Origin of the sequence: Cytobacillus sp., from assembly GCF_964223445.1 — a bacterium.
Classification (GTDB): Bacteria; Bacillota; Bacilli; order Bacillales; family Cytobacillaceae; genus Cytobacillus.
Genome location: NZ_CAXQGS010000029.1, coordinates 1 through 18951, shown reverse-complemented (window position 1 = coordinate 18951; position 18951 = coordinate 1). Strand labels below are relative to the sequence as shown.

The following is an 18951-nucleotide window of genomic DNA, read 5'->3' as shown; positions in this document are numbered from 1 at the left end:
AGATAATGGAGAAATAAGATAAGTAAAGAGGTGTAAGGAAATGAAGCATAAACTTATAATAATTTCAGCTTCGGGGCTTCTGCTTGCTGCGCTCCTTGTATTTGCTGTAATACAATTCATTAATGTCTCTGCTTCTGAATCCATCACTGAAAGTGAAGCCAGGGAATTAATAAAAGACCGATATCAGGGAGAAATTCTGAATTTGAAAAAAGTGAATAGCACTTATTTGATTGAAATGAAAAGAGGAGAAGGGTTCTATGAAATAATGCTGAGTGAAAACAGGGGAGAAATTCTTTCATTTGAAAAAAAGGATCAGACTTCTAATGGTGAACAGAAACAGCTTGATGAAGAAAAAATAAAGGGAATTATTCAGGCAGAAGAATCTGGTGAATTACTCTCCCTGAAAAAAGTGACTCAGAAAGAAAAGCCAGCCTTTGAGGCAATCGTTCAGAAAGATGAAGAGAAGATTAAGATTATTGTTGATGCTCTGAATGGTGAAATTTTATCTCGTGCTGCTGAGAAAACTAAGGTCCCTGTCAAAAATCTAACCGAAGAGGAAGCCGTCCAGATTGCTCTAAAAAATGAACCTGGGGAAGTGGATGATATCAGCTTTGGAGAAACAGACAAGGGATCTTATTATCTTATTGAGATAGAAAAGGATGATGGCAGGGAAGCAGCTGTCCAGATCCATGCTATTACAGGAAAAGTGTTGTCGGTTACCTGGGATGATTAATCCCTTTCTCATCAAATTTTAATTTTCTTATCCTTTTTCTCTCATTTTCACCGGTTATATTGAACATGTAGAAAAGAAAAAGGAGGAAGAATAAAATGAACAAAAAATTTGCAGTTATTTCTTTGGCAGGAGCTGTATTGCTGGGTGGTGCTGTTGCAGCAGGTGCAGCAGATACGAATGGAAAAGGAAGCACCGGGAGTAAAATAGAAGCAGTACAGGATTTGATTACTGTAGAAGAAGCGAAGAAGATTGCTCTTTCTGAAGCAGAGGGAAGAGTAGAGAGCATTGAATTGGAAAGAGCAAATGGCAATCAGTATTATGAAATTGATATTGAGAACGGGACAGAAGATTTCGATATTAAGATTAATGCCTTAGATGGAAAAGTTATATCATTTAATAAAGAGCGAGATGATGACAATGATCAGTCTGAAAAAGAGGTATATGGGGAAAATATAATCTCCGAACAAAAGGCTATTGAAATAGCTGAAAAAGAGGTTAATGGAACGATGAAAGAAATTGAAATAGATGAAGACGATGGTCAAATCCTATATGAAGTTGAACTGCAAACAAAAAAAGGCGAAGCAGATGTTGATATTGATGCTGAAACAGGAAAAGTATTAAAAGTCGAATTGGGTGACTAATTCTAAGTGGAAAGCGGGGCGGAATGCTCCGCTTTTTGCTGTAATTTGTAACAAGCTTATGAAGAGACTACTCATCAATCCTCTTGTTGGTTCATAGATTATGGTAAGGACTAAAAGGGGGAGTGGCAATGCGAGAAGAAGAAAATAAGTCATTGGAATATGCCATTCAGGAAATTACTGAAATTGCAAATGGGTTTGGCTTGGACTATTACCCGATGAGGTATGAAATCTGTCCTGCAGAAATCATTTATACATTCGGGGCTTATGGCATGCCGACCAGGTTTTCGCATTGGAGCTTTGGAAAACAGTTTCATAAGATGAAGCTGCATTATGATTTAGGATTATCAAAAATTTATGAGCTTGTAATCAATTCGGATCCTTGCTACGCGTTTTTGCTCGATTCCAATGCCCTTATTCAGAACAAATTAATTGTTGCACATGTTTTAGCACACTGCGATTTCTTTAAAAATAATGTCCGTTTTCAAAACACAAAGAGGGACATGGTAGAGAGCATGGCTGCAACTGCCGAAAGAATCAGGCAATATGAAATTGAGTTTGGGAAGAAGGAAGTGGAAACTTTCCTTGATGCAGTTCTGGCAATTGAAGAACATATTGATCCGTCTCTTATGAGGCCGAAGCTCTCATGGAGTACGGAAGATGAATATGAAAGCAGCGGTGATACGGCAGCGTCTAGCCCTTATGATGATTTATGGGGGTTGGATGAAAGGAACAAAAAGCATGAGCCAAAGAAGAAGAAAAAGAAATTCCCTCCAAAACCCGAAAAGGATTTACTGTTATTCATTGAAAGCTACAGCAGGGAGCTCACCGACTGGCAGCGGGATATATTAACTATGATGCGGGAAGAAATGCTCTATTTTTGGCCGCAGCTCGAAACAAAAATCATGAATGAGGGCTGGGCTTCCTATTGGCATCAGCGTATTTTAAGGGAAATGGATTTGACATCTGCAGAAGCTCTTGAATTTGCCAAATTGAATGCAGGAGTGGTTCAGCCGTCCAGAACAGGAATCAATCCATATTATCTGGGACTGAAAATTTTTGAGGATATTGAAGAGAGGTATAACAATCCGTCGGAGGAAATGAAGAGACGCGGTGTAGTGCCAGGTTCAGGCAGGGAAAAAATGTTTGAGGTACGTGAAATCGAATCAGACATTTCATTTTTGAGAAATTATTTAACAAAAGACCTTGTCATGAGAGAAGATATGTACCTTTTCCAAAAGCAGGGGAAGGATTATAAAATTGTTGATAAACAGTGGGAGCATGTTCGCGATCAGCTTGTCAGCATGCGTGTAAATGGAGGATTCCCATATTTAACGGTTAATGACGGCGACTATATGAAGAATGGAGAGCTTTACCTTAAGCACTGGTTTGAAGGAGTTGAGCTGGATCTTAAATATCTTGAAAAAGTACTCCCATACGTATACCAGCTTTGGGGAAGAGGAGTCCATATGGAAACCATTGTTGAAGGCAAGAATATGCTTTTCACTTACGATGGGAAGAGCATTCATAGAAAATACTTATAATAATGGAGGACGAACCACATCTGAAGTGGTTCGTTTTTTTGGGTATTTAAAATAAACATGTTTATAAAGAAATGGGAACGATATAAACTAAATACTTTCTTCCTGGGGAGTATTGCAGTAATATTAACGAGTACAAGCGGGGGTATTGGGAATAGGCTATTTGTTGAATTCCCAGTTACTGATATTTAGCTTGGATCCATTCAGAAACTGCAGGAAGGGTGATAATCTTGAAAATTACAGATTCAGCTCGGGACCTATTGAAGCAAGTGTTTCAAGAGAAAGATGCGGCCGGCATTAGAGTATACTTCGCGGGCTATGGCTGAGGAGGCCCACAAATTGGACTGGCTCTGGATGAGCCGGAAGCAGACGATATAATCGAAACAATCAGTGAAATCCAGGTTGCATTTGACCCGGAAATCAAGCCGCATACAGTAAGTATGATTCTGGACCATGATAAGGAAAATGAAAGACTGGTTTTGTTAGGCAATGAAAGCGACTGCTGCTAAGGCAAAAACAAAAGACACCCGTTTGGGTGTTTTTCTTTTGAAAAAATTCAAATATTGACTATATACCTTTTGGGGTATATAGTGTGAGTTGTAATGAATTAATATTGCAGATGATATTACGAGGTTGCTGCGCAAAAAGGGTTTTGAATAAGTAGTCATTCTCAATCCCTGATTGTCATTCCACCAAATAAATGGGGTGAAAAATATGGTATACGATGAAGGATAAAAAAACCGAATCAAAAGAGCTGAGGGGCAGCTTAGGGGTATTTTAAAAATGATGGAAGATGAGAAGGATTGCAAATCTGTTACTACTCAACTAAATGCTTCCCGTTCTGCGATTGATAAAGCAATCGCGGTTATTGTCAGTCAAAATCTTGAACAGTGCATTATAGAAAATGCTGAAAAGGGTACAGCAAACTCAAGTATTATTGAAGAGGCCGTCAACTTACTTGTTAAAAGCAGATAAAAGACTGTTGACTTCCTCATTTTTTTTAGTTAGTATATACCCTGTGGGGTATTAATGAAATCTGTAATTGGAGGTTATCAAATGACCATTGTAAATGGAGTTATTATTGCTCTTCTTATTATCTTTTTAGTTCGAAAAATGATTCCAGTTAAAGGAGTCAGGCAGATGACACCTGCTCAGCTGCAAAACGAACAAAAGGATAATAACAAGCAATATATTGATGTGAGAACACCTGCAGAGTATAAACGATTCCATGTTCCGGGATTTGTCAATATGCCTCTTCATCAGCTTCACCAGAAAAAGAGCCAGCTATCAAAGGATCAGGAAGTAGTTGTCATGTGCCAAAGTGGAATGAGAAGCAGCAAAGCGAGCAAAATCCTGAAGAAAGAAGGCTTTAAAAATATAACAAATATCAGAGGCGGACTGAGCGCCTGGAGATAAGGGAGGATATTTCATATGAAAACTATGACTGCAAAGGATGCTGAGCAGAAAATAGCTGCCGGGAAACCTTTGAATTTAATCGATGTGCGTGAGGTGGATGAAATTAAGGAAGGGAAGATTCCATTAGCCATTCATATTCCGCTTGGATTAATTGAATTCCGCATGCATGAACTGGATAATAAAGAATATGTAATGGTTTGCAGATCAGGCAGCCGCAGTGGACTAGCTGCCCGTTTTCTTGAAAGCCAGGGTTTTAGCGTGATCAATATGAGCGGCGGTATGATGAACTGGGAAGGTCCCATAGAATAACTTGATGTTCGAAAAGAAAAGGGGTATTGACAGAAAGTAAAGCATACTTTAATATATACCCCACAAGGTATGTAGACATGGTTACCAATAACAATATAAACTTTATTTTTTTTGATTATATGAATACCCATTAGGGTAAAAGGAGGAAGAAGAATGGATAAGAAGAAGACAACGATTGTTCTATTCAGCGGAGATTATGACAAGGTGATGGCAGCTTATATCATTGCGAACGGAGCAGCTGCTTATGACCATGAGGTAACAATTTTTCACACTTTTTGGGGACTGAATGCTCTAAGGAAAGATGAGCCTATTCAAGTGAAAAAATCATTTTTGGAAAAAATGTTTGGAAAAATGATGCCTAGGGGCCCTGAAAAAATGGGTCTTTCAAAAATGAATATGGGAGGCATGGGTCCAAAAATGATTAAAGATATAATGAAAAAGCACAACACGATGCCAGTAAAAGATTTGATTGATATGGCAAAAGAACAGGATATTAAGCTGGTAGCCTGTCAGATGACAGTGGATCTTCTGGGCTTTAAACCAGATGAAATTATTGATGGCGTTGAATATGCTGGTGTAGCAGCGTACCTGGCAGATGCAGAAGATGGAAATGTAAATTTATTCATCTAAACCAAATTTTTAAAATAGGGGGATATCTAAATGAAAACATTAAAAGCAAACTTTACGGTAGATGCAAAAGGCCTTGCTTGCCCAATGCCAATTGTAAGAACAAAAAAGGCAATTAATAATCTAAACCCTGGTGAAGTACTTGAGGTACTAGCAACGGATAAAGGTTCAAAGGTAGATATTCTGGCCTGGTCAAAAAGTTCGGGACATCAATATCTTGGGACAATCGAAGAAGGTGATGTACTTATGCACTATATCCGCAAAGCAAGTGAAAATGAAGAGCGAGAAGCAGCAAATTTTGAGACTATTGCTTCTAACGAAGATCTTAAAAAAGAACTTGAATCAAATTCAGAGATTGTTGTACTTGATGTAAGGGAACCCGCTGAATATGCATTTGGACATATTCCAAACGCTGTTTCCATTCCTTTTGGCGAACTTGAAGAACGAATAGGCGAGCTGGATAAAGATAAAAAGATATATGTAGTATGCCGTACAGGCAGCCGCAGTGATATGGCTTCACAGGCATTAACCAAAAAAGGCTTCTCGAACATAATTAATGTAGTGCCGGGAATGTCTGGCTGGAATGGACCGACAGAAACTAAAGTGAATTAAAAAATTTTATAATAAAATATACATCAGGGGGTATAAGTTTATGAAAGCAATGACTGCTAAAGAAGTAACAAGGAAGGTTATTCAAAATGAAGAGCTATTTATACTAGATGTGCGCAATGAAAGTGACTTTAATGATTGGAAAATCGAAGGTAAACATTTCGAACATCTTAACATTCCTTACTTCGATCTTCTTGATGGAGTAGAGCCTATTCTTGATAAAATTCCAGCTGATAAAGAGATTTTAGTAGTGTGTGCAAAAGAAGGTTCTTCCGTAATGGTCGCAGAAATGCTTGAAGAAGCAGGACGCGATGCTTCCTATCTGACAGGCGGGATGAAATCATGGAGTGAGCACCTTGAGCCAGTTAAAGTGGGCGATTTGAAGGGTGGCGGAGAAATCTATCAATTCGTCCGCATCGGAAAAGGCTGCCTATCTTACATGGTGATTTCAAACGGTGAAGCTGCAATCGTGGATGCAACAAGAATGACAGACGTATTTACTGATTTTGCTGCCGAAAAGAATGCGGAGATCAAGCATGTCTTTGATACACACCTGCATGCAGATCATATTTCAGGCGGACGCAAAATTGCTGAAAAAACGGGTGCTTCTTACTGGCTTCCTCCTAAGGATGCAGAAGAAGTAACATTTGAATTCAGCCGTCTTGAAGATGAAAATGAGGTAATGATTGGTTCTGCTAAGATCAGCATTCAAGCTGTTTATTCACCAGGCCATACAATTGGATCAACATCATTTGTGGTAGATGATCAGTACCTTCTATCAGGCGATATTCTATTCATCGATTCAATTGGCCGACCGGACCTTGCAGGAAAAGCCGGTGACTGGGCTGGCGATTTAAGAGAGACACTTTATAAGCGCTATAAGGAGCTATCAAGTGAATTAGTTGTTATGCCTGCACACTTCATGATCATTGATGAGTTGAATGAAGATGGCAGTGTTTCTGGGAAACTTGGCACATTATTTGCTGAAAATCATGGTTTAAATATTGATGACGAAGGAGAGTTCAGAAAATTAGTTTCTGAAAATCTTCCACCTCAGCCAAATGCTTATCAGGAAATCCGCGAAACAAATATGGGGAAAATCAGCCCCGATGAAGAAAAACAGAGAGAGATGGAAATCGGTCCTAACCGCTGTGCTGTAAGATAATTACCTGAATTCAAAAACTTTAGCATAGATAATTTAAAAAACTGGAGGAATGAAAACATGAACACGGCAAAAGTACTGGATGCAAAAGGTTTAGCTTGTCCAATGCCAATCGTAAAAACAAAGAAAGCGATAGGGGAAATCGAATCAGGCCAGGTGCTTGAAGTTCATACAACCGACAAAGGCGCAGTCAAAGACTTGGCTGCCTGGACAGAGTCAACAGGACATGAACTTTTAAAACATGAGGATGACAACGGAATTTTAAAGTTCTGGATAAAAAAGGGCTAATCTATTGAAAGGTAAAAGGGGGTTTCTACTCCCTTTTATCGCTAAAAGGAGGAGATAGCCACATGGATTTGACCTTTTTACTCGTTATATTTTTAATTGGTTTTATCGGGTCTTACATTTCCGGCATGGTAGGAATTGGAGGCTCAATCATTAAATATCCTATGCTCTTATACATTCCGCCATTATTTGGATTAGCTGCTTTTTCTGCTCACGAAGTATCCGGAATCAGTGCAGTACAGGTGTTTTTTGCAACAATCGGGGGTGTCTGGGCTTACAGAAAAGGAGGATACCTGAATAAAAAACTTATTATTTATATGGGTTCAGCAATACTAATCGGAAGTTTAATCGGAAGCTACGGTTCAAGGTTTTTGACTGAAGGCGGCATCAATCTTGTATATGGAGTATTGGCTTTAATTGCGGCAGTCATGATGTTCGTGCCGAAAAAAGGCTTGGATGATATACCCTTGGATCAAGTAAAGTTCAATAAATGGCTTGCAGCCTTCTTTGCTTTGATCGTCGGCATCGGAGCTGGAATCGTAGGTGCAGCAGGTGCGTTTTTACTGGTTCCTATTATGCTGGTTGTATTGAAGATCCCTACAAGGATGACGATTGCGACATCACTGGCCATTACATTTATTTCATCGATTGGATCTACAGCTGGCAAATTGGCAACCGGACAGGTGGACTATATTCCTGCTGCCATAATGATCATTGCCAGCTTAATTGCTTCACCATTAGGAGCAGCTGCAGGAAAGAGAGTGAATACAAAAATCCTCCAAGTCATATTGGCTGTTTTAATTCTGACAACATCAATCAAAATCTGGATGGATATTTTATAATTAAGAGGGAGGGGGCAGCGGGTGCTGTTCCCTTTTAATTTTAACCTCTTTGATATTTATCGTATTGCTAACATATTTATTTGTTATTTGATTTAACTGCCGCATCCAGCCGGTTTAGCAACAAAGGATATTACTGAAGAGAGGTTTTCATAAGACCATTAAAACCATTCTTAGTGAATGGCTTTCTTTTTAAATCTGCCGCCTCTGACTTCAGCAATATCAGCTACTGCTAAGAAAGCACTCGGATCTAATTCTTCGACAATTGATTTTAATTTTGCTTCTTCAAGTCTGGTTATGACGCAAAAAATTACTTTTTTGTCATCCCCAGTGTATGCACCTTCCCCATTTAAGTAGGTTACGCCTCGTCCAAGCCGGGCCAGAATCGCTTCGCCTATAACCTTGTGCTGGTCGCTGATGATCCAGGCGGATTTGGATTCATCCAGCCCGCTGATGACAACATCAATAGTCTTGAAAGCAATGAAATATGCAAGGATTGAGTACATGGCACGGTCCCAGCCAAAAACAAAGCCTGCAGTAGCAAAAATGAAGATATTGAAAAACATAATAATTTCGCCGACAGAGAACGGAAGCTTTTTATTTACCAGAATGGCCAGTATCTCTGTCCCATCTAAAGATCCTCCATACCTAATCACCATTCCGACCCCAACGCCAAGAACGATACCGCCAAATACAGTAGCTAACAGCAAGTCCTCTGTAAATACGGGAACCTCATGCAAGAGGAGGGTAGTGGCTGATAATACCGCAATGCCCAGCAATGTAGACAAAGCAAAGGTTTTCCCTATCTGTTTGTACCCTATGTAAAAAAATGGAATATTTAAGATAAAAATAAACCAGCCGAGTTTCCAGCCGGACATGTGGGAGAGGATAATGGAGATTCCTACTATTCCGCCATCCAGAATTTTATTGGGCACTAGGAATTCTTCGATTCCGACCCCCATAAGTATGGCTCCAAGTATGATGAAGAAAATTCTTTTTGCAAGCTTGCCTTTAGTCAACCCTTTATGTACATTTGCTTCAACAGCAGTCTCAAGTGAAACGTTCATAAATGACCCCCATTTAAATTGATGAAAAATCTGTCAAACTGAACGAGCATCTTTAATGAGCTAATAACATAATATGATAGCTTGTGCCAATTTAGCTCAAATTAATTATTCGATAAGTTTGATAAAAACTATATCTAATTATAACATTTCTTATATTAAATGAGGGATATCGAGTTTCATAATGATAAGATGTGAGCCCTTAATTAGGATAATTTCCGTTCCGTGGAAAGGTATCTTTTTTATTTATCTATCAAAATGGAATGAATATTTTATTAAAATACGATTAGCTCAAAGGTCTTAGGGGAAATAAACACATACAAGCTATAAGCTGATTAAGGGAGGAGTAGTAAAATGCATAAGGTTATTCAATTTGGCAAGAAGCTCGGAAAGGAATTTAAGAAAGATCGGGCAACCGGGCTTGCAGCCGAACAAGCATATTATTATATGCTCTCCATTTTTCCTTTGTTAATTCTGCTTATCTCCATTGTTCCATATCTTTCACTGGATCCTCAAAAAGCTTTATCATACTTGCAGAGTGTAATGCCGTCAGATTCATTTAATGTTATTGAAGATAATGTAGTGGATATCATTACGAAGCCGAACGGCGGCCTGCTGACGTTCGGTATCATAGGTACTTTATGGTCCGCTTCTAATGGAATGCAGGCATTCATAAGAGCCATGAATGACGCCTTCGATGTGGAGGAAACGAGGTCATTTATAAAATCAAGACTAATATCCATAGGTTTGACTCTTGGTTTGCTCGCAGCATTCATCATTGCTATGGTTCTTCCCGTGTTCGGAAAAGTCATCATGAACTTTGTTGAGAATTTTATTAATATACCTGATGGGATGCAGATACTGATCAATGTATTGAGATGGGCCATTGCTTTTGTAATCATGGTTACAGTCCTGGCTATTCTTTATAAGGTGGCACCAAATAAACATTTTCCTTTCAAACAGGTCTTGCCAGGCGCCATAGCCGCAACGGTTATGTGGCAGCTTATATCATTTGGCTTGTCATTTTATGTAAGCAATTTTGGGAATTATTCCGCCACATACGGAAGCCTTGGCGGAGTCATTGTATTGATGCTATGGTTCTTTTTAACCGGACTTGCCCTTGTTATTGGCGGGGAAATCAGTGCCCTCTATCACAGAAATAATACATTCAAGCCGGGCAGAGGAAAGAAAGATGACAAAGAAAATTCCAAGGTGCAAACAGATGCAGAAGCATATCGTACACTTTCAATAAAATAGGACAAAATAAAACGAGGGCTCAGCCCTCGTTTTTATTTAATTTGGTGGATAAAAGGTATTTTGATGTTCCACCATTTCTTTATTTTCTTCGGTGTTTCTTTTACAGCGGATATCGTATTATTTAAGGTCTGTTTCTTATAATTGATATCTCTTTGAATTTCTTTCTGGGTTGCTGTCAGTTCGTCAACCCCATTTTTTAATTGATCTGCTTTTAGCTGCATAACAGTGCTTATAGCTGTCAGTTTCTTAATTGCCGGTTTGGCATCCTTGTATGCTTTAAAAGCATAGATGCCCAGAAAGATCAGGGACGCTGCAATAAGAATCAAGCTTGCATATACAATGAACATTGTGACCTGCCTCCTCATGCTGGTTTTTAAGAAAATTTTCGAACTGCAATTACTGCTAGTCCCGCCGCCTCTCCCCTCGAGGTGTCGGGGTAACCAAGGCGCCTATGTCTTCCTTATTGTTTACCCATTACAACAAAAAATTAACATTAAAACCCTTTAACCAACTCCAGGATAAAGGGGAATTCTCAGAATAAATTAAAGAATTGACCTTCATATTTGAGTTTGCTAGAATTGTTTTCATTATATCAATATATAATTTTGTTGGCACAGGACATTGATCGACTGGTTTTCTGAGGCCATACATTTTAACCTGTATATGTTCAGAGATAGGGTCTGAGCGTTTCTACCGGGCTGCCGTAAATAGCTTGACTACAGGGGATATAGCTTGTTCGAATCGGCATGCTATTTTCTTCTGTTAACTTATGGCAGCTTCGCACATTGCGGAGCTTTTTTTATTGTTTACTAATGGCTCTTTTCGTATAAATTGTTGTTTTTCGCCTATCAATGTTGTCCGTTGATTTCCGCTCCAGACTGCTCGCTTTCCGCGGGGCGGGCGGTGAGCCTCCTCGACGCTCCGCGTCTGCGGGGTCTCACCTGTCCCGCTACTCCCGCAGGAGCCTCGCACCTTCCGCTGCAATCAACTCAGCAAATAATACAAAAATAGCAACAAACCTTGCGAAAACAGTCTTATTAATTAAGGAGGGAATGGCATGTCATCTTTTTTCCGTTTTCGTGAAAGAGAAACATCGTACAAACAGGAAACAATCGCAGGTTTAACGACATTTTTATCAATGGCATATATATTAATTGTAAATCCAATTATACTTAGCCAGGCTGGAATGGATAAAGGAGCTGTCTTTACGGCTACGGCGCTGTCAGCAATTATTGGCTCTTTATTAATTGGCTTGCTGTCCAATTATCCAATTGGGATTGCACCAAGCATGGGCCTCAATTCTTTTTTCACTTTTTCTGTCTGCATCGGCATGGGCATTCCATGGCAAACGGCTTTAACTGGTGTATTTGTTTCAGGGATCTTATTTGTGATTTTAAGCTTATTAAAGATACGGGAAAAAATTATTAACATTATACCCAAGGATTTAAAGCATGCTATAGCAGGCGGCATAGGCTTCTTTATTGCTTTTATCGGATTGAAGAATGCAGGCCTGATTGTAGGTAATGAGGCGACATTTGTTGCGATTGGCGATTTTAAATCCCCAGTCACGCTGCTGGCTGTTTTCTGTTTTATCTTAACAATCGTTTTAATGGTAAGGGGAGTTAAAGGTGCCATTTTTTATGGTATGGTCATTTCAGCTGCAGCTGGGATGTTAATTGGTCTTATTGATAAACCGGAAAAAATTGTTGGGGCCATTCCGAGCCTTGAACCGACATTTGGTGAAGTTTTTCTGAATATTGATCAAATCTTTACGCCGGAAATGCTGGCAGTCATCTTCACTTTCTTATTTGTTGCCTTTTTTGATACGGCTGGAGCCTTAATAGCCATTGCAAGCCAGGCGGGGTTGATGAAGAATAATGAAATCCCTAATGCAGGAAAAGCGCTTCTGGCGGACTCAAGTGCTACTGTAGTCGGTTCTGTGCTAGGAACTTCTACAACTGCCTCCATGATTGAGTCCAGTTCTGGGATTGCGGCCGGAGGAAGGACAGGCTTTACTTCTGTTATCATCTCTGCATGCTTCGCTATTGCATTATTCTTTTCTCCATTGCTCGGTGTCATTACGGCCGAAGTTACCTCTCCGGCACTTATCATTGTCGGAGCACTGATGGCTATGGAAGTGAAACACATAGATTGGGGGAAACTGGAGATTGCTATTCCGGCATTTGTAACCATCTTAATGATGCCGCTGACTTTCAGTGTAGCAACTGGGATTGCTCTTGGCTTCATCTTATACCCAATCACAATGCTGGCATTGAAAAGGCCAAAAGAAATTCATCCGATCATGTATGGATTATGTATTGCATTTATGGGTTATTTTGTTTATCTTGCATAAGGAAAAGGGCTGCCTGTATACTCAGGCAGCCTTTTTGTGAATCCTAAAGTTGCTTTGAAGAAAATGCATTTCTGCTGGAGATCATCAAAAAATGTTTGACTCCACTCTTTTAGTCTAAATAAAAAGAATACAATAAAAAATCATTGAACAATAAGCCAAATTCATACATAATATATATGAGCATATATTCATATAAAGGGGTTGAATGAATGGGACACAGTCATGGCCATGGGCAAGGGCATTCACATGATCACCATCACACAGGCAATAAAAAGGCTTTAATGTGGGCATTTATTTTGATTGCTTCATTTATGATTGTAGAAGTAATTGGAGGCATATGGACTAACAGCCTTGCGCTCCTATCGGATGCCGGACACATGCTGAGTGATGCAGCTGCGCTTGGTTTAAGTTTTCTGGCCATCAAAATAGGGGAAAAAAAAGCGACAAATTCAAAAACATTTGGCTATAAACGATTTGAAATTATTGCTGCTTCAATTAATGGAATCACACTGCTCTTGATTTCTCTCTATATTTTCTATGAAGCTTACCACCGCATTCTTGAACCACCGGCTGTTCAAAGTATGGGTATGCTGGTAATCTCATCAATCGGACTTCTCGTAAATATCGCAGCAGCATTTATATTAATGAGTGGGGATAAGGATCACAATTTAAATGTTAGGAGCGCTTTTCTTCATGTGCTTGGTGACTTGCTTGGTTCTGTTGGAGCTATTACAGCTGCGCTTCTAATTTATTTCTTCGGCTGGGGCATTGCGGACCCGATAGCCAGTGTAATGGTAGCAGTTCTCATCCTAATAAGCGGATGGAGGGTGGTAAAAGAGTCTTTTCATATTTTAATGGAAGGGACGCCTTCCCACCTGAACCCTGAGGATATAAAAAAGAAACTCCTTGGCCTTGCACATGTAAAAGATGTTCATGATCTTCATATTTGGACGATTACTTCTGGGTTCCCTTCCCTTAGCTGCCATCTTGTGATTGAACATGAAGGCGGCCACGATGCAGTCCTTCATGCGGCGCAATCGGTACTTCATGATGAATATGGCATTGAGCATAGCACAATTCAAGTGGAAGGAGAAAGAAAGGGCTGCCCCGGCCATAATGAAAGCTGCAATTAATAGGGGCTAAAGGACAGCTTATTCATGAAATAAGAAAGTATTAATCTTTAACAACGATAACTGTCTAGCTCTAGAGCCTACCCCCTCGAGGTCATAAGCCAATCCTCCCAGCAAGGCAAAGGACGCCTTACCGTGAGGCTCGTCTTATGCTTGAGGCCCGCAGGATGCGGGTCATGCAGACGTTGCCACAGGACGTGGCGATCTTAGTCTGCGTTCCTTCGTGGGCAAGGCGCTTCCGCTTTTATTATGAATGCTGGCTATGTTCGATTGCCTGGTTCAATAAACTAATGACGTGTTCATCATCATGGCTGTAGTAAAGAGTGGTTCCTTCACGGCGGAATTTTACAAGCCGCAGGTTTTTCAAAAAGCGCAGCTGGTGAGAAACCGTAGACTGAAGCAGTGATAGGTTTTCGGCAATCTCATTTACCGAATACTCTCCGTGAAATAATAAATGAAGAATTCTAAGCCTGGTTGGATCTGATAATGCTTTGAATGTCTGGGAAACCATGAATAAGGTTTCTTCATCCAGATCGGCTGGGTACGACGGGTTTTCTTCTGTCATTTTGTTCACCTCTGCCCTTCATTATAGTTCTGTTTTAAATAAAACGAAACCGCAGAGGTGTGGCCTCTGCGGTTTTAACATTTTATTTTGTCTTTCTGACTTCCTTGTGAATCTCATCAACCAGTTTTTTCATTTCTGCATGGATTTGTTCTTTTTCCAGGTTCAGTTCCTTTTTTATTTCAGGCATTGATTTTCCTTGTTCCTTCATTTGAATTATTTCGTTTAAATCCTTATTTGCCGCCTTTGCCATGGCTGCACCGGAAATAAGGAAACGAAGAGGGACTCCCTTGTCAAGATACCCCTGCAGTACTTGAGGGGACTTGCCGGAATACTCGGAGACCTTTTGCATAACAACTTGCTTATTAGTTTCAAGGAACTTATCCATGTGATGAGGATGCTTTTTTATTTTGTCTAAATCCACTCCGTACTGCTGTGCTGTTTTTTCCCAGGAAGAGTTATTTTTTTTATAAAATGCCAATACGTCTGCAACCTGTTTATTTGAAAACTTTGCAATGTGGGCAGCTATGAAGATTTCCTTTTTGGTGAATCCTTGCTCCAGAAGGGATTTCATTTGGGATTCATCAATCATTCTGTGATGGTGTTCATGCTTCTGCTCTTGTGCCGGTGATTGTTCCTTTGGTGCGGTTTCGGCGTTAACGGATATAGCGGCCCCCATTAAAATAATGCAAAAAGACAATACTAATAGTAATTTTTTATTCATGATGCACTGCACTCCTTTCAAAATTATAATTCGTATATAGCATTTCCCAAGATATAACGAAAGCATGAATAAAATTGGCTATCTTTTTCACGAAAACATTAAGGACAGAGATATTCATTGAAAAAAAACACTCATTTCGATTACATTAAGAAAAGAAGACTGTTCGGGGACGGTGATGGGAAAATGAAAATACTTGTTGTGGAAGATAATGAAAGTGTCTGTTCAATGCTTGGGATGTTCTTTATGAAAGAAGGATACCAGGGAGTCTTTGTCCATGATGGACAGCAGGGGTTTGAGCATTTTAATAAAGAAAGATGGGACTTAATTATCGTCGACTGGATGCTTCCTGTCATGGATGGAGTGACTCTCTGCCGTAAAATAAGGGAATTGAGCAAGGTCCCGATCATTATGCTGACGGCTAAAGATAGCGAGTCCGATCAGGTTCTGGGACTTGAAATGGGTGCTGATGATTATGTGACCAAGCCATTCAGTCCCCTGACGCTAATGGCCAGGATCAAAGCGGTAACACGCAGGTTTCAGGCTGAAGCAGGATCAGTGGATGACCCACACTATGTTGCCAGTGAATACTTCAAAATCAGCAAAGATGCCAGAGAGGCCTATTGCAATGGGCAGCTTCTCAAGAATTTGACCCCAAAGGAATTTGACTTGCTGTATTATCTTGTAAAACATCCAAAACAGGTTTTTACAAGAGAGCAGCTGCTTGATAGTGTATGGGGTTATCAGTTTTATGGAGATGAAAGAACGGTCGATGTACATATAAAAAGGCTCAGGAAAAAAATAGGTACGGATGAGCAGCCTTTTATCCATACGGTATGGGGCGTGGGCTATAAATTTGATGAAACGGCAGCTGAAAATGAAAGTTAAATATTTTTATCAGCTGCTGATTAGCCATGTCAGCATCCTCATTCTGGCATTCCTGCTATTAAGCCTTCTTTTCTCCCAGTTTGTTGAGAATTATATTTTTGAAAATAAAGTGGAAGAGCTCGATTCCTATGGGGAACAGATCCTGACTGATTTAACAGTCAGGATAGAGGGGGATGAACAATTTTTAACAGAATACAGCCAGCTGCTCGATGCAAGGAATATAAAATATATTCTCTTTGATCATAAAGGGAGGGTCTTGTATCCGGAGCTTAAATCAGATCCGATGATTCAGCTGACCAAATCTGAGTGGGCAGAAATTTCGAAAGGAAGTAAAGTAACTGTAAAACATGATATAGAACGCTTTGGCCAAGAGGTGACTCTGGTTGCAATGCCTTATATGCAGGGGAGCACTCTGGTTGGCGGAGTTTTGCTTCTGTCTCCTATAACTGGAGCTATGGAGGTTGTCAGCCAATTAAATCGATTTTTATTATATACTATTTTTATTTCGCTCTCTGCGACCATCCTGTTAAGCCTGGTTCTCTCTAAAAATCTGATCAAGAGGATAACGGACCTCAGGAATGCTGCTTCTATGATTTCATCCGGGAATTATGATGTAAATGTTCCATACACCTATATGGATGAAATCGGCGAACTGGCTAAAGACTTTAACGATATGGCAGCCAGATTGAGGGAATCTAATGAAGAAATTAAAAGACTGGAGAATAGAAGGAGGAAATTCATTGCTGATGTCTCGCACGAGCTGCGGACTCCTTTGACCACCATCAGCGGTTTGGCTGAAGGCATTAAAGGGGGGCTGATCCCGGAGGCGGAAAAAGAAAAAGGGATGGTCCTGATTGACAGGGAAGCAAAAAGACTTATTCGTCTGGTAAACGAAAATCTGGATTATGAAAAGATCCGGTCCAATCAGCTGCAGCTGAATAAAATGGATATTGATCTCATGGAAGCCTTTGAAATTGTTAAGGACCAGCTGGAAATTCAGGCAGGAGAAAAAGGCAACAGGATTTATCTTGAGGCTGAAGAAGGGGTTTCAGTTCATGCAGATTATGACCGGCTTATTCAAATCTTAGTTAATATTGTAAAGAATAGCATACAATTCACCGATCAAGGCTCCATCTTTTTAAGGGGAAGGGAAGATCCTGACCAAACAGTGATCGAAATAGAAGACACGGGAATTGGCATCGATCCTCAAGAAATCGAGTCTATCTGGCTGCGTTTTTATAAAGCTGATCTATCCAGGACCAATCATTCATTTGGTGAATTTGGCATTGGGCTTTCCATTGTTAAACAGCTTGTTCAGCTGCACAGCGGAGAGATTGCTGTCAGCAGTGATAGAGGGGAAGGGACTAAATTTACGATTAGGTTTCCCCGGAAAAAACAATCTTTGCAATAAGGCAAAAAAGGAACAGCACTCTGATAGGCTGTTCCTTTTAATCATTTATGACAATACCTCTGTTTCAGTAAAAGGCACTTCTTTTGCGGGTGCCGGCTCTTCTGTTTCTGGTACTGCTGTTACTTCAATATACTTAATATGGTGTTCTTCCATATCCAGAATTTTGAACCGGTATTTTTCGTGTTCAATCATGTCGCCTTGTTTGGCTTCGTAGTTTTCAGTCAATATCCATCCGCCGATGGTATCGACATCTTCATCATTGATATCGGTACCCAGCAAGTCGTTAACTTCGCTGACAAGAACTTTGGAATCGATGATATATTGGCCTTCTTCCGTCTTTCTGACCATGGGCACTTCATCCATATCGAACTCATCACGGATTTCACCAACAATCTCTTCAATGATATCCTCAACAGTGACTAAGCCTGAGGTTCCGCCGTATTCATCCATTAAGATGGCCATGTGAATGCGTTCTTTCTGCATTTTAAGCAGCAGCTCATGGATAGGTATGCTGTCAATGACCCTGATGATGGGACGAATGTAAGATTCAAGGGTGCTTGATGATAATTCCCTGTTCATAATGAGATCTGTCATGACTTCTTTAATATTGACCATGCCAATGATATGATCTTTATCTCCATCTATAATGGGATATCGTGTGAATTTCTCTTCCTGAACGATTTGCAGGAAGTCTTCAAGTGTATCATCTTTTGAGAGAGAGACAATTTCTGTACGCGGAACCATTATTTCTTTCGCGATGCGATTATCAAACTCAAAGATTTTATTTACATACTTAAACTCAGATTGGTTGATTTCGCCGCTTTCATAGCTTTCTGATAAAATAATGCGAAGTTCTTCTTCAGAATGTGCCAGTTCGTGTTCAGAAGCAGGCTTTAATCCAAACATGCTGGTCAATAGGCGGGCAGAACCATTCAGCGCCCAGATAATCGGATACATAACCCGGTAAAACCAGATTAAAGGACGTGTTGTTAAGAGTGTAACCGCTTCTGCCTTTTGTATCGCCAGGGTTTTTGGAGCCAATTCCCCCACAACTACGTGCAGGAATGTGATAAAAGCAAAAGCAATGCTGAATGAGATAATATGCGAAATGGAAGAGGGCAATCCGATACTGTTGATCACTGGCCGCAGCAGGTGTTCAATTGTCGGTTCACCCAGCCAGCCAAGGCCGAGGGCTGTAATGGTAATTCCCAGCTGGCAGGCTGAAAGGTATTCATCCAAATTCGAAATGACTTTCTTCGCAGCAATTGCATTTTTATTGCCTTCTTCAATTAGCTGATCAATCCTGGAACTTCGTATTTTAACAATGGCAAATTCCGATGTAACGAAAAAAGCCGTTAAAGCAATTAAAATGGCTATAAAAACCAAGTTTAATATGTCCAAATAAG

21 protein-coding genes and 1 riboswitch are annotated in these 18951 nt (G+C 40.0%); of the genes, 16 read left to right on the top strand and 5 right to left on the bottom strand.

All coding sequences use genetic code 11. From position 1 onward, the window contains the following. Window positions 1–40: 40 nt before the first annotated feature. The 11 genes from ACEQ1T_RS04115 (at window position 41) to ACEQ1T_RS04065 (ending at window position 8162) form a co-directional block, all read left to right on the top strand. Window positions 41–733: a PepSY domain-containing protein gene (locus tag ACEQ1T_RS04115; protein ID WP_370221821.1), complete on the top strand. Its 693-nt coding sequence runs from the start codon at window positions 41–43 to the stop codon at window positions 731–733. Window positions 734–828: 95 nt separating this feature from the next. Then, complete coding sequence (locus tag ACEQ1T_RS04110) at window positions 829–1374, top strand: PepSY domain-containing protein (RefSeq protein WP_370221820.1); 546 nt, start codon at window positions 829–831, stop codon at window positions 1372–1374. Between the two features lie 128 nt (window positions 1375–1502). Further along, window positions 1503–2915 (top strand): SpoVR family protein, encoded by a 1413-nt coding sequence (locus tag ACEQ1T_RS04105; protein ID WP_206834872.1) that lies wholly within the window; start codon window positions 1503–1505, stop codon window positions 2913–2915. Between the two features lie 741 nt (window positions 2916–3656). Beyond that, window positions 3657–3887, top strand: coding sequence for a metal-sensitive transcriptional regulator (locus tag ACEQ1T_RS04100; protein WP_370221843.1), 231 nt, complete (start codon window positions 3657–3659; stop codon window positions 3885–3887). Window positions 3888–3968: 81 nt separating this feature from the next. Further along, on the top strand, window positions 3969–4328 hold the full coding sequence (locus tag ACEQ1T_RS04095; protein WP_206834876.1) for a rhodanese-like domain-containing protein: 360 nt from the start codon (window positions 3969–3971) through the stop codon (window positions 4326–4328). A 15-nt stretch (window positions 4329–4343) separates the two neighbouring features. Next, window positions 4344–4637, top strand: coding sequence for a rhodanese-like domain-containing protein (locus ACEQ1T_RS04090; protein ID WP_370221818.1), 294 nt, complete (start codon window positions 4344–4346; stop codon window positions 4635–4637). Between the two features lie 153 nt (window positions 4638–4790). Further along, window positions 4791–5267, top strand: coding sequence for a DsrE/DsrF/DrsH-like family protein (locus ACEQ1T_RS04085; protein ID WP_206834881.1), 477 nt, complete (start codon window positions 4791–4793; stop codon window positions 5265–5267). A 30-nt stretch (window positions 5268–5297) separates the two neighbouring features. Further along, entirely contained in the window at window positions 5298–5876 is a 579-nt protein-coding gene (locus tag ACEQ1T_RS04080) for a sulfurtransferase TusA family protein (RefSeq protein ID WP_370221817.1), read from the top strand. A gap of 40 nt (window positions 5877–5916) precedes the next feature. Further along, window positions 5917–7038: an MBL fold metallo-hydrolase gene (locus ACEQ1T_RS04075; protein ID WP_206834887.1), complete on the top strand. Its 1122-nt coding sequence runs from the start codon at window positions 5917–5919 to the stop codon at window positions 7036–7038. Window positions 7039–7095: 57 nt separating this feature from the next. Beyond that, window positions 7096–7323, top strand: coding sequence for a sulfurtransferase TusA family protein (locus ACEQ1T_RS04070; protein ID WP_206834891.1), 228 nt, complete (start codon window positions 7096–7098; stop codon window positions 7321–7323). 62 nt (window positions 7324–7385) lie between these two features. Next, window positions 7386–8162 (top strand): sulfite exporter TauE/SafE family protein, encoded by a 777-nt coding sequence (locus ACEQ1T_RS04065; protein WP_370221816.1) that lies wholly within the window; start codon window positions 7386–7388, stop codon window positions 8160–8162. Between the two features lie 170 nt (window positions 8163–8332). Here the strand turns inward: ACEQ1T_RS04065 and ACEQ1T_RS04060 are convergent, their stop codons facing one another. After that, window positions 8333–9226: a YitT family protein gene (locus tag ACEQ1T_RS04060; protein WP_282142008.1), complete on the bottom strand. Its 894-nt coding sequence runs from the start codon at window positions 9224–9226 to the stop codon at window positions 8333–8335. A 351-nt stretch (window positions 9227–9577) separates the two neighbouring features. Between ACEQ1T_RS04060 and ACEQ1T_RS04055 the strand changes: the two genes are divergently transcribed. Next, window positions 9578–10480 (top strand): YihY/virulence factor BrkB family protein, encoded by a 903-nt coding sequence (locus ACEQ1T_RS04055; RefSeq protein WP_221877258.1) that lies wholly within the window; start codon window positions 9578–9580, stop codon window positions 10478–10480. A 32-nt stretch (window positions 10481–10512) separates the two neighbouring features. On the opposite strand, the gene ACEQ1T_RS04050 is transcribed toward ACEQ1T_RS04055, so the two are convergent. Next, the gene (locus ACEQ1T_RS04050; protein ID WP_282142010.1) at window positions 10513–10827 is read right to left on the bottom strand and encodes a DUF948 domain-containing protein; all 315 of its coding nucleotides are present in this window, start codon (window positions 10825–10827) and stop codon (window positions 10513–10515) included. A gap of 290 nt (window positions 10828–11117) precedes the next feature. Next, window positions 11118–11219, top strand: a riboswitch (purine riboswitch). A gap of 318 nt (window positions 11220–11537) precedes the next feature. On the opposite strand from ACEQ1T_RS04050, the gene ACEQ1T_RS04045 reads away from it, so the two are divergent. Both ACEQ1T_RS04045 and ACEQ1T_RS04040 read left to right on the top strand, forming a co-directional pair. Then, entirely contained in the window at window positions 11538–12833 is a 1296-nt protein-coding gene (locus ACEQ1T_RS04045; protein ID WP_206834898.1) for an NCS2 family permease, read from the top strand. 209 nt (window positions 12834–13042) lie between these two features. Then, entirely contained in the window at window positions 13043–13966 is a 924-nt protein-coding gene (locus ACEQ1T_RS04040; RefSeq protein ID WP_206834899.1) for a cation diffusion facilitator family transporter, read from the top strand. A 244-nt stretch (window positions 13967–14210) separates the two neighbouring features. Here ACEQ1T_RS04040 and ACEQ1T_RS04035 read toward each other — a convergent pair whose 3' ends face one another. Both ACEQ1T_RS04035 and ACEQ1T_RS04030 read right to left on the bottom strand, forming a co-directional pair. Next, entirely contained in the window at window positions 14211–14528 is a 318-nt protein-coding gene (locus ACEQ1T_RS04035; RefSeq protein ID WP_206834900.1) for a helix-turn-helix transcriptional regulator, read from the bottom strand. An 82-nt stretch (window positions 14529–14610) separates the two neighbouring features. After that, on the bottom strand, window positions 14611–15249 hold the full coding sequence (locus ACEQ1T_RS04030) for a hypothetical protein (RefSeq protein WP_206834901.1): 639 nt from the start codon (window positions 15247–15249) through the stop codon (window positions 14611–14613). Between the two features lie 183 nt (window positions 15250–15432). Here ACEQ1T_RS04030 and ACEQ1T_RS04025 point away from each other — a divergent pair, with 183 nt between their 5' ends. Beyond that, the gene (locus tag ACEQ1T_RS04025; RefSeq protein ID WP_206834903.1) at window positions 15433–16134 is read left to right on the top strand and encodes a response regulator transcription factor; all 702 of its coding nucleotides are present in this window, start codon (window positions 15433–15435) and stop codon (window positions 16132–16134) included. Beyond that, on the top strand, window positions 16124–17545 hold the full coding sequence (locus tag ACEQ1T_RS04020) for a cell wall metabolism sensor histidine kinase WalK (RefSeq protein ID WP_206834905.1): 1422 nt from the start codon (window positions 16124–16126) through the stop codon (window positions 17543–17545). Before ACEQ1T_RS04025 ends, ACEQ1T_RS04020 begins: the two co-directional genes overlap by 11 nt. Window positions 17546–17590: 45 nt before the next feature. Here ACEQ1T_RS04020 and ACEQ1T_RS04015 read toward each other — a convergent pair whose 3' ends face one another. Next, window positions 17591–18946: a hemolysin family protein gene (locus tag ACEQ1T_RS04015; protein WP_370221841.1), complete on the bottom strand. Its 1356-nt coding sequence runs from the start codon at window positions 18944–18946 to the stop codon at window positions 17591–17593. Window positions 18947–18951: the final 5 nt, after the last annotated feature.

Coding starts and splice junctions, on each gene's coding strand:
- ACEQ1T_RS04115 (WP_370221821.1), top strand. CDS start 41: ATGAAGCATAAACTTATAATAATTTCAGCTTCGGGGCTTCTGCTTGCT.
- ACEQ1T_RS04110 (WP_370221820.1), top strand. CDS start 829: ATGAACAAAAAATTTGCAGTTATTTCTTTGGCAGGAGCTGTATTGCTG.
- ACEQ1T_RS04105 (WP_206834872.1), top strand. CDS start 1,503: ATGCGAGAAGAAGAAAATAAGTCATTGGAATATGCCATTCAGGAAATT.
- ACEQ1T_RS04095 (WP_206834876.1), top strand. CDS start 3,969: ATGACCATTGTAAATGGAGTTATTATTGCTCTTCTTATTATCTTTTTA.
- ACEQ1T_RS04090 (WP_370221818.1), top strand. CDS start 4,344: ATGAAAACTATGACTGCAAAGGATGCTGAGCAGAAAATAGCTGCCGGG.
- ACEQ1T_RS04085 (WP_206834881.1), top strand. CDS start 4,791: ATGGATAAGAAGAAGACAACGATTGTTCTATTCAGCGGAGATTATGAC.
- ACEQ1T_RS04080 (WP_370221817.1), top strand. CDS start 5,298: ATGAAAACATTAAAAGCAAACTTTACGGTAGATGCAAAAGGCCTTGCT.
- ACEQ1T_RS04075 (WP_206834887.1), top strand. CDS start 5,917: ATGAAAGCAATGACTGCTAAAGAAGTAACAAGGAAGGTTATTCAAAAT.
- ACEQ1T_RS04070 (WP_206834891.1), top strand. CDS start 7,096: ATGAACACGGCAAAAGTACTGGATGCAAAAGGTTTAGCTTGTCCAATG.
- ACEQ1T_RS04065 (WP_370221816.1), top strand. CDS start 7,386: ATGGATTTGACCTTTTTACTCGTTATATTTTTAATTGGTTTTATCGGG.
- ACEQ1T_RS04060 (WP_282142008.1), bottom strand. CDS start 9,226: ATGAACGTTTCACTTGAGACTGCTGTTGAAGCAAATGTACATAAAGGG.
- ACEQ1T_RS04055 (WP_221877258.1), top strand. CDS start 9,578: ATGCATAAGGTTATTCAATTTGGCAAGAAGCTCGGAAAGGAATTTAAG.
- ACEQ1T_RS04050 (WP_282142010.1), bottom strand. CDS start 10,827: ATGTTCATTGTATATGCAAGCTTGATTCTTATTGCAGCGTCCCTGATC.
- ACEQ1T_RS04045 (WP_206834898.1), top strand. CDS start 11,538: ATGTCATCTTTTTTCCGTTTTCGTGAAAGAGAAACATCGTACAAACAG.
- ACEQ1T_RS04040 (WP_206834899.1), top strand. CDS start 13,043: ATGGGACACAGTCATGGCCATGGGCAAGGGCATTCACATGATCACCAT.
- ACEQ1T_RS04035 (WP_206834900.1), bottom strand. CDS start 14,528: ATGACAGAAGAAAACCCGTCGTACCCAGCCGATCTGGATGAAGAAACC.
- ACEQ1T_RS04030 (WP_206834901.1), bottom strand. CDS start 15,249: ATGAATAAAAAATTACTATTAGTATTGTCTTTTTGCATTATTTTAATG.
- ACEQ1T_RS04025 (WP_206834903.1), top strand. CDS start 15,433: ATGAAAATACTTGTTGTGGAAGATAATGAAAGTGTCTGTTCAATGCTT.
- ACEQ1T_RS04020 (WP_206834905.1), top strand. CDS start 16,124: ATGAAAGTTAAATATTTTTATCAGCTGCTGATTAGCCATGTCAGCATC.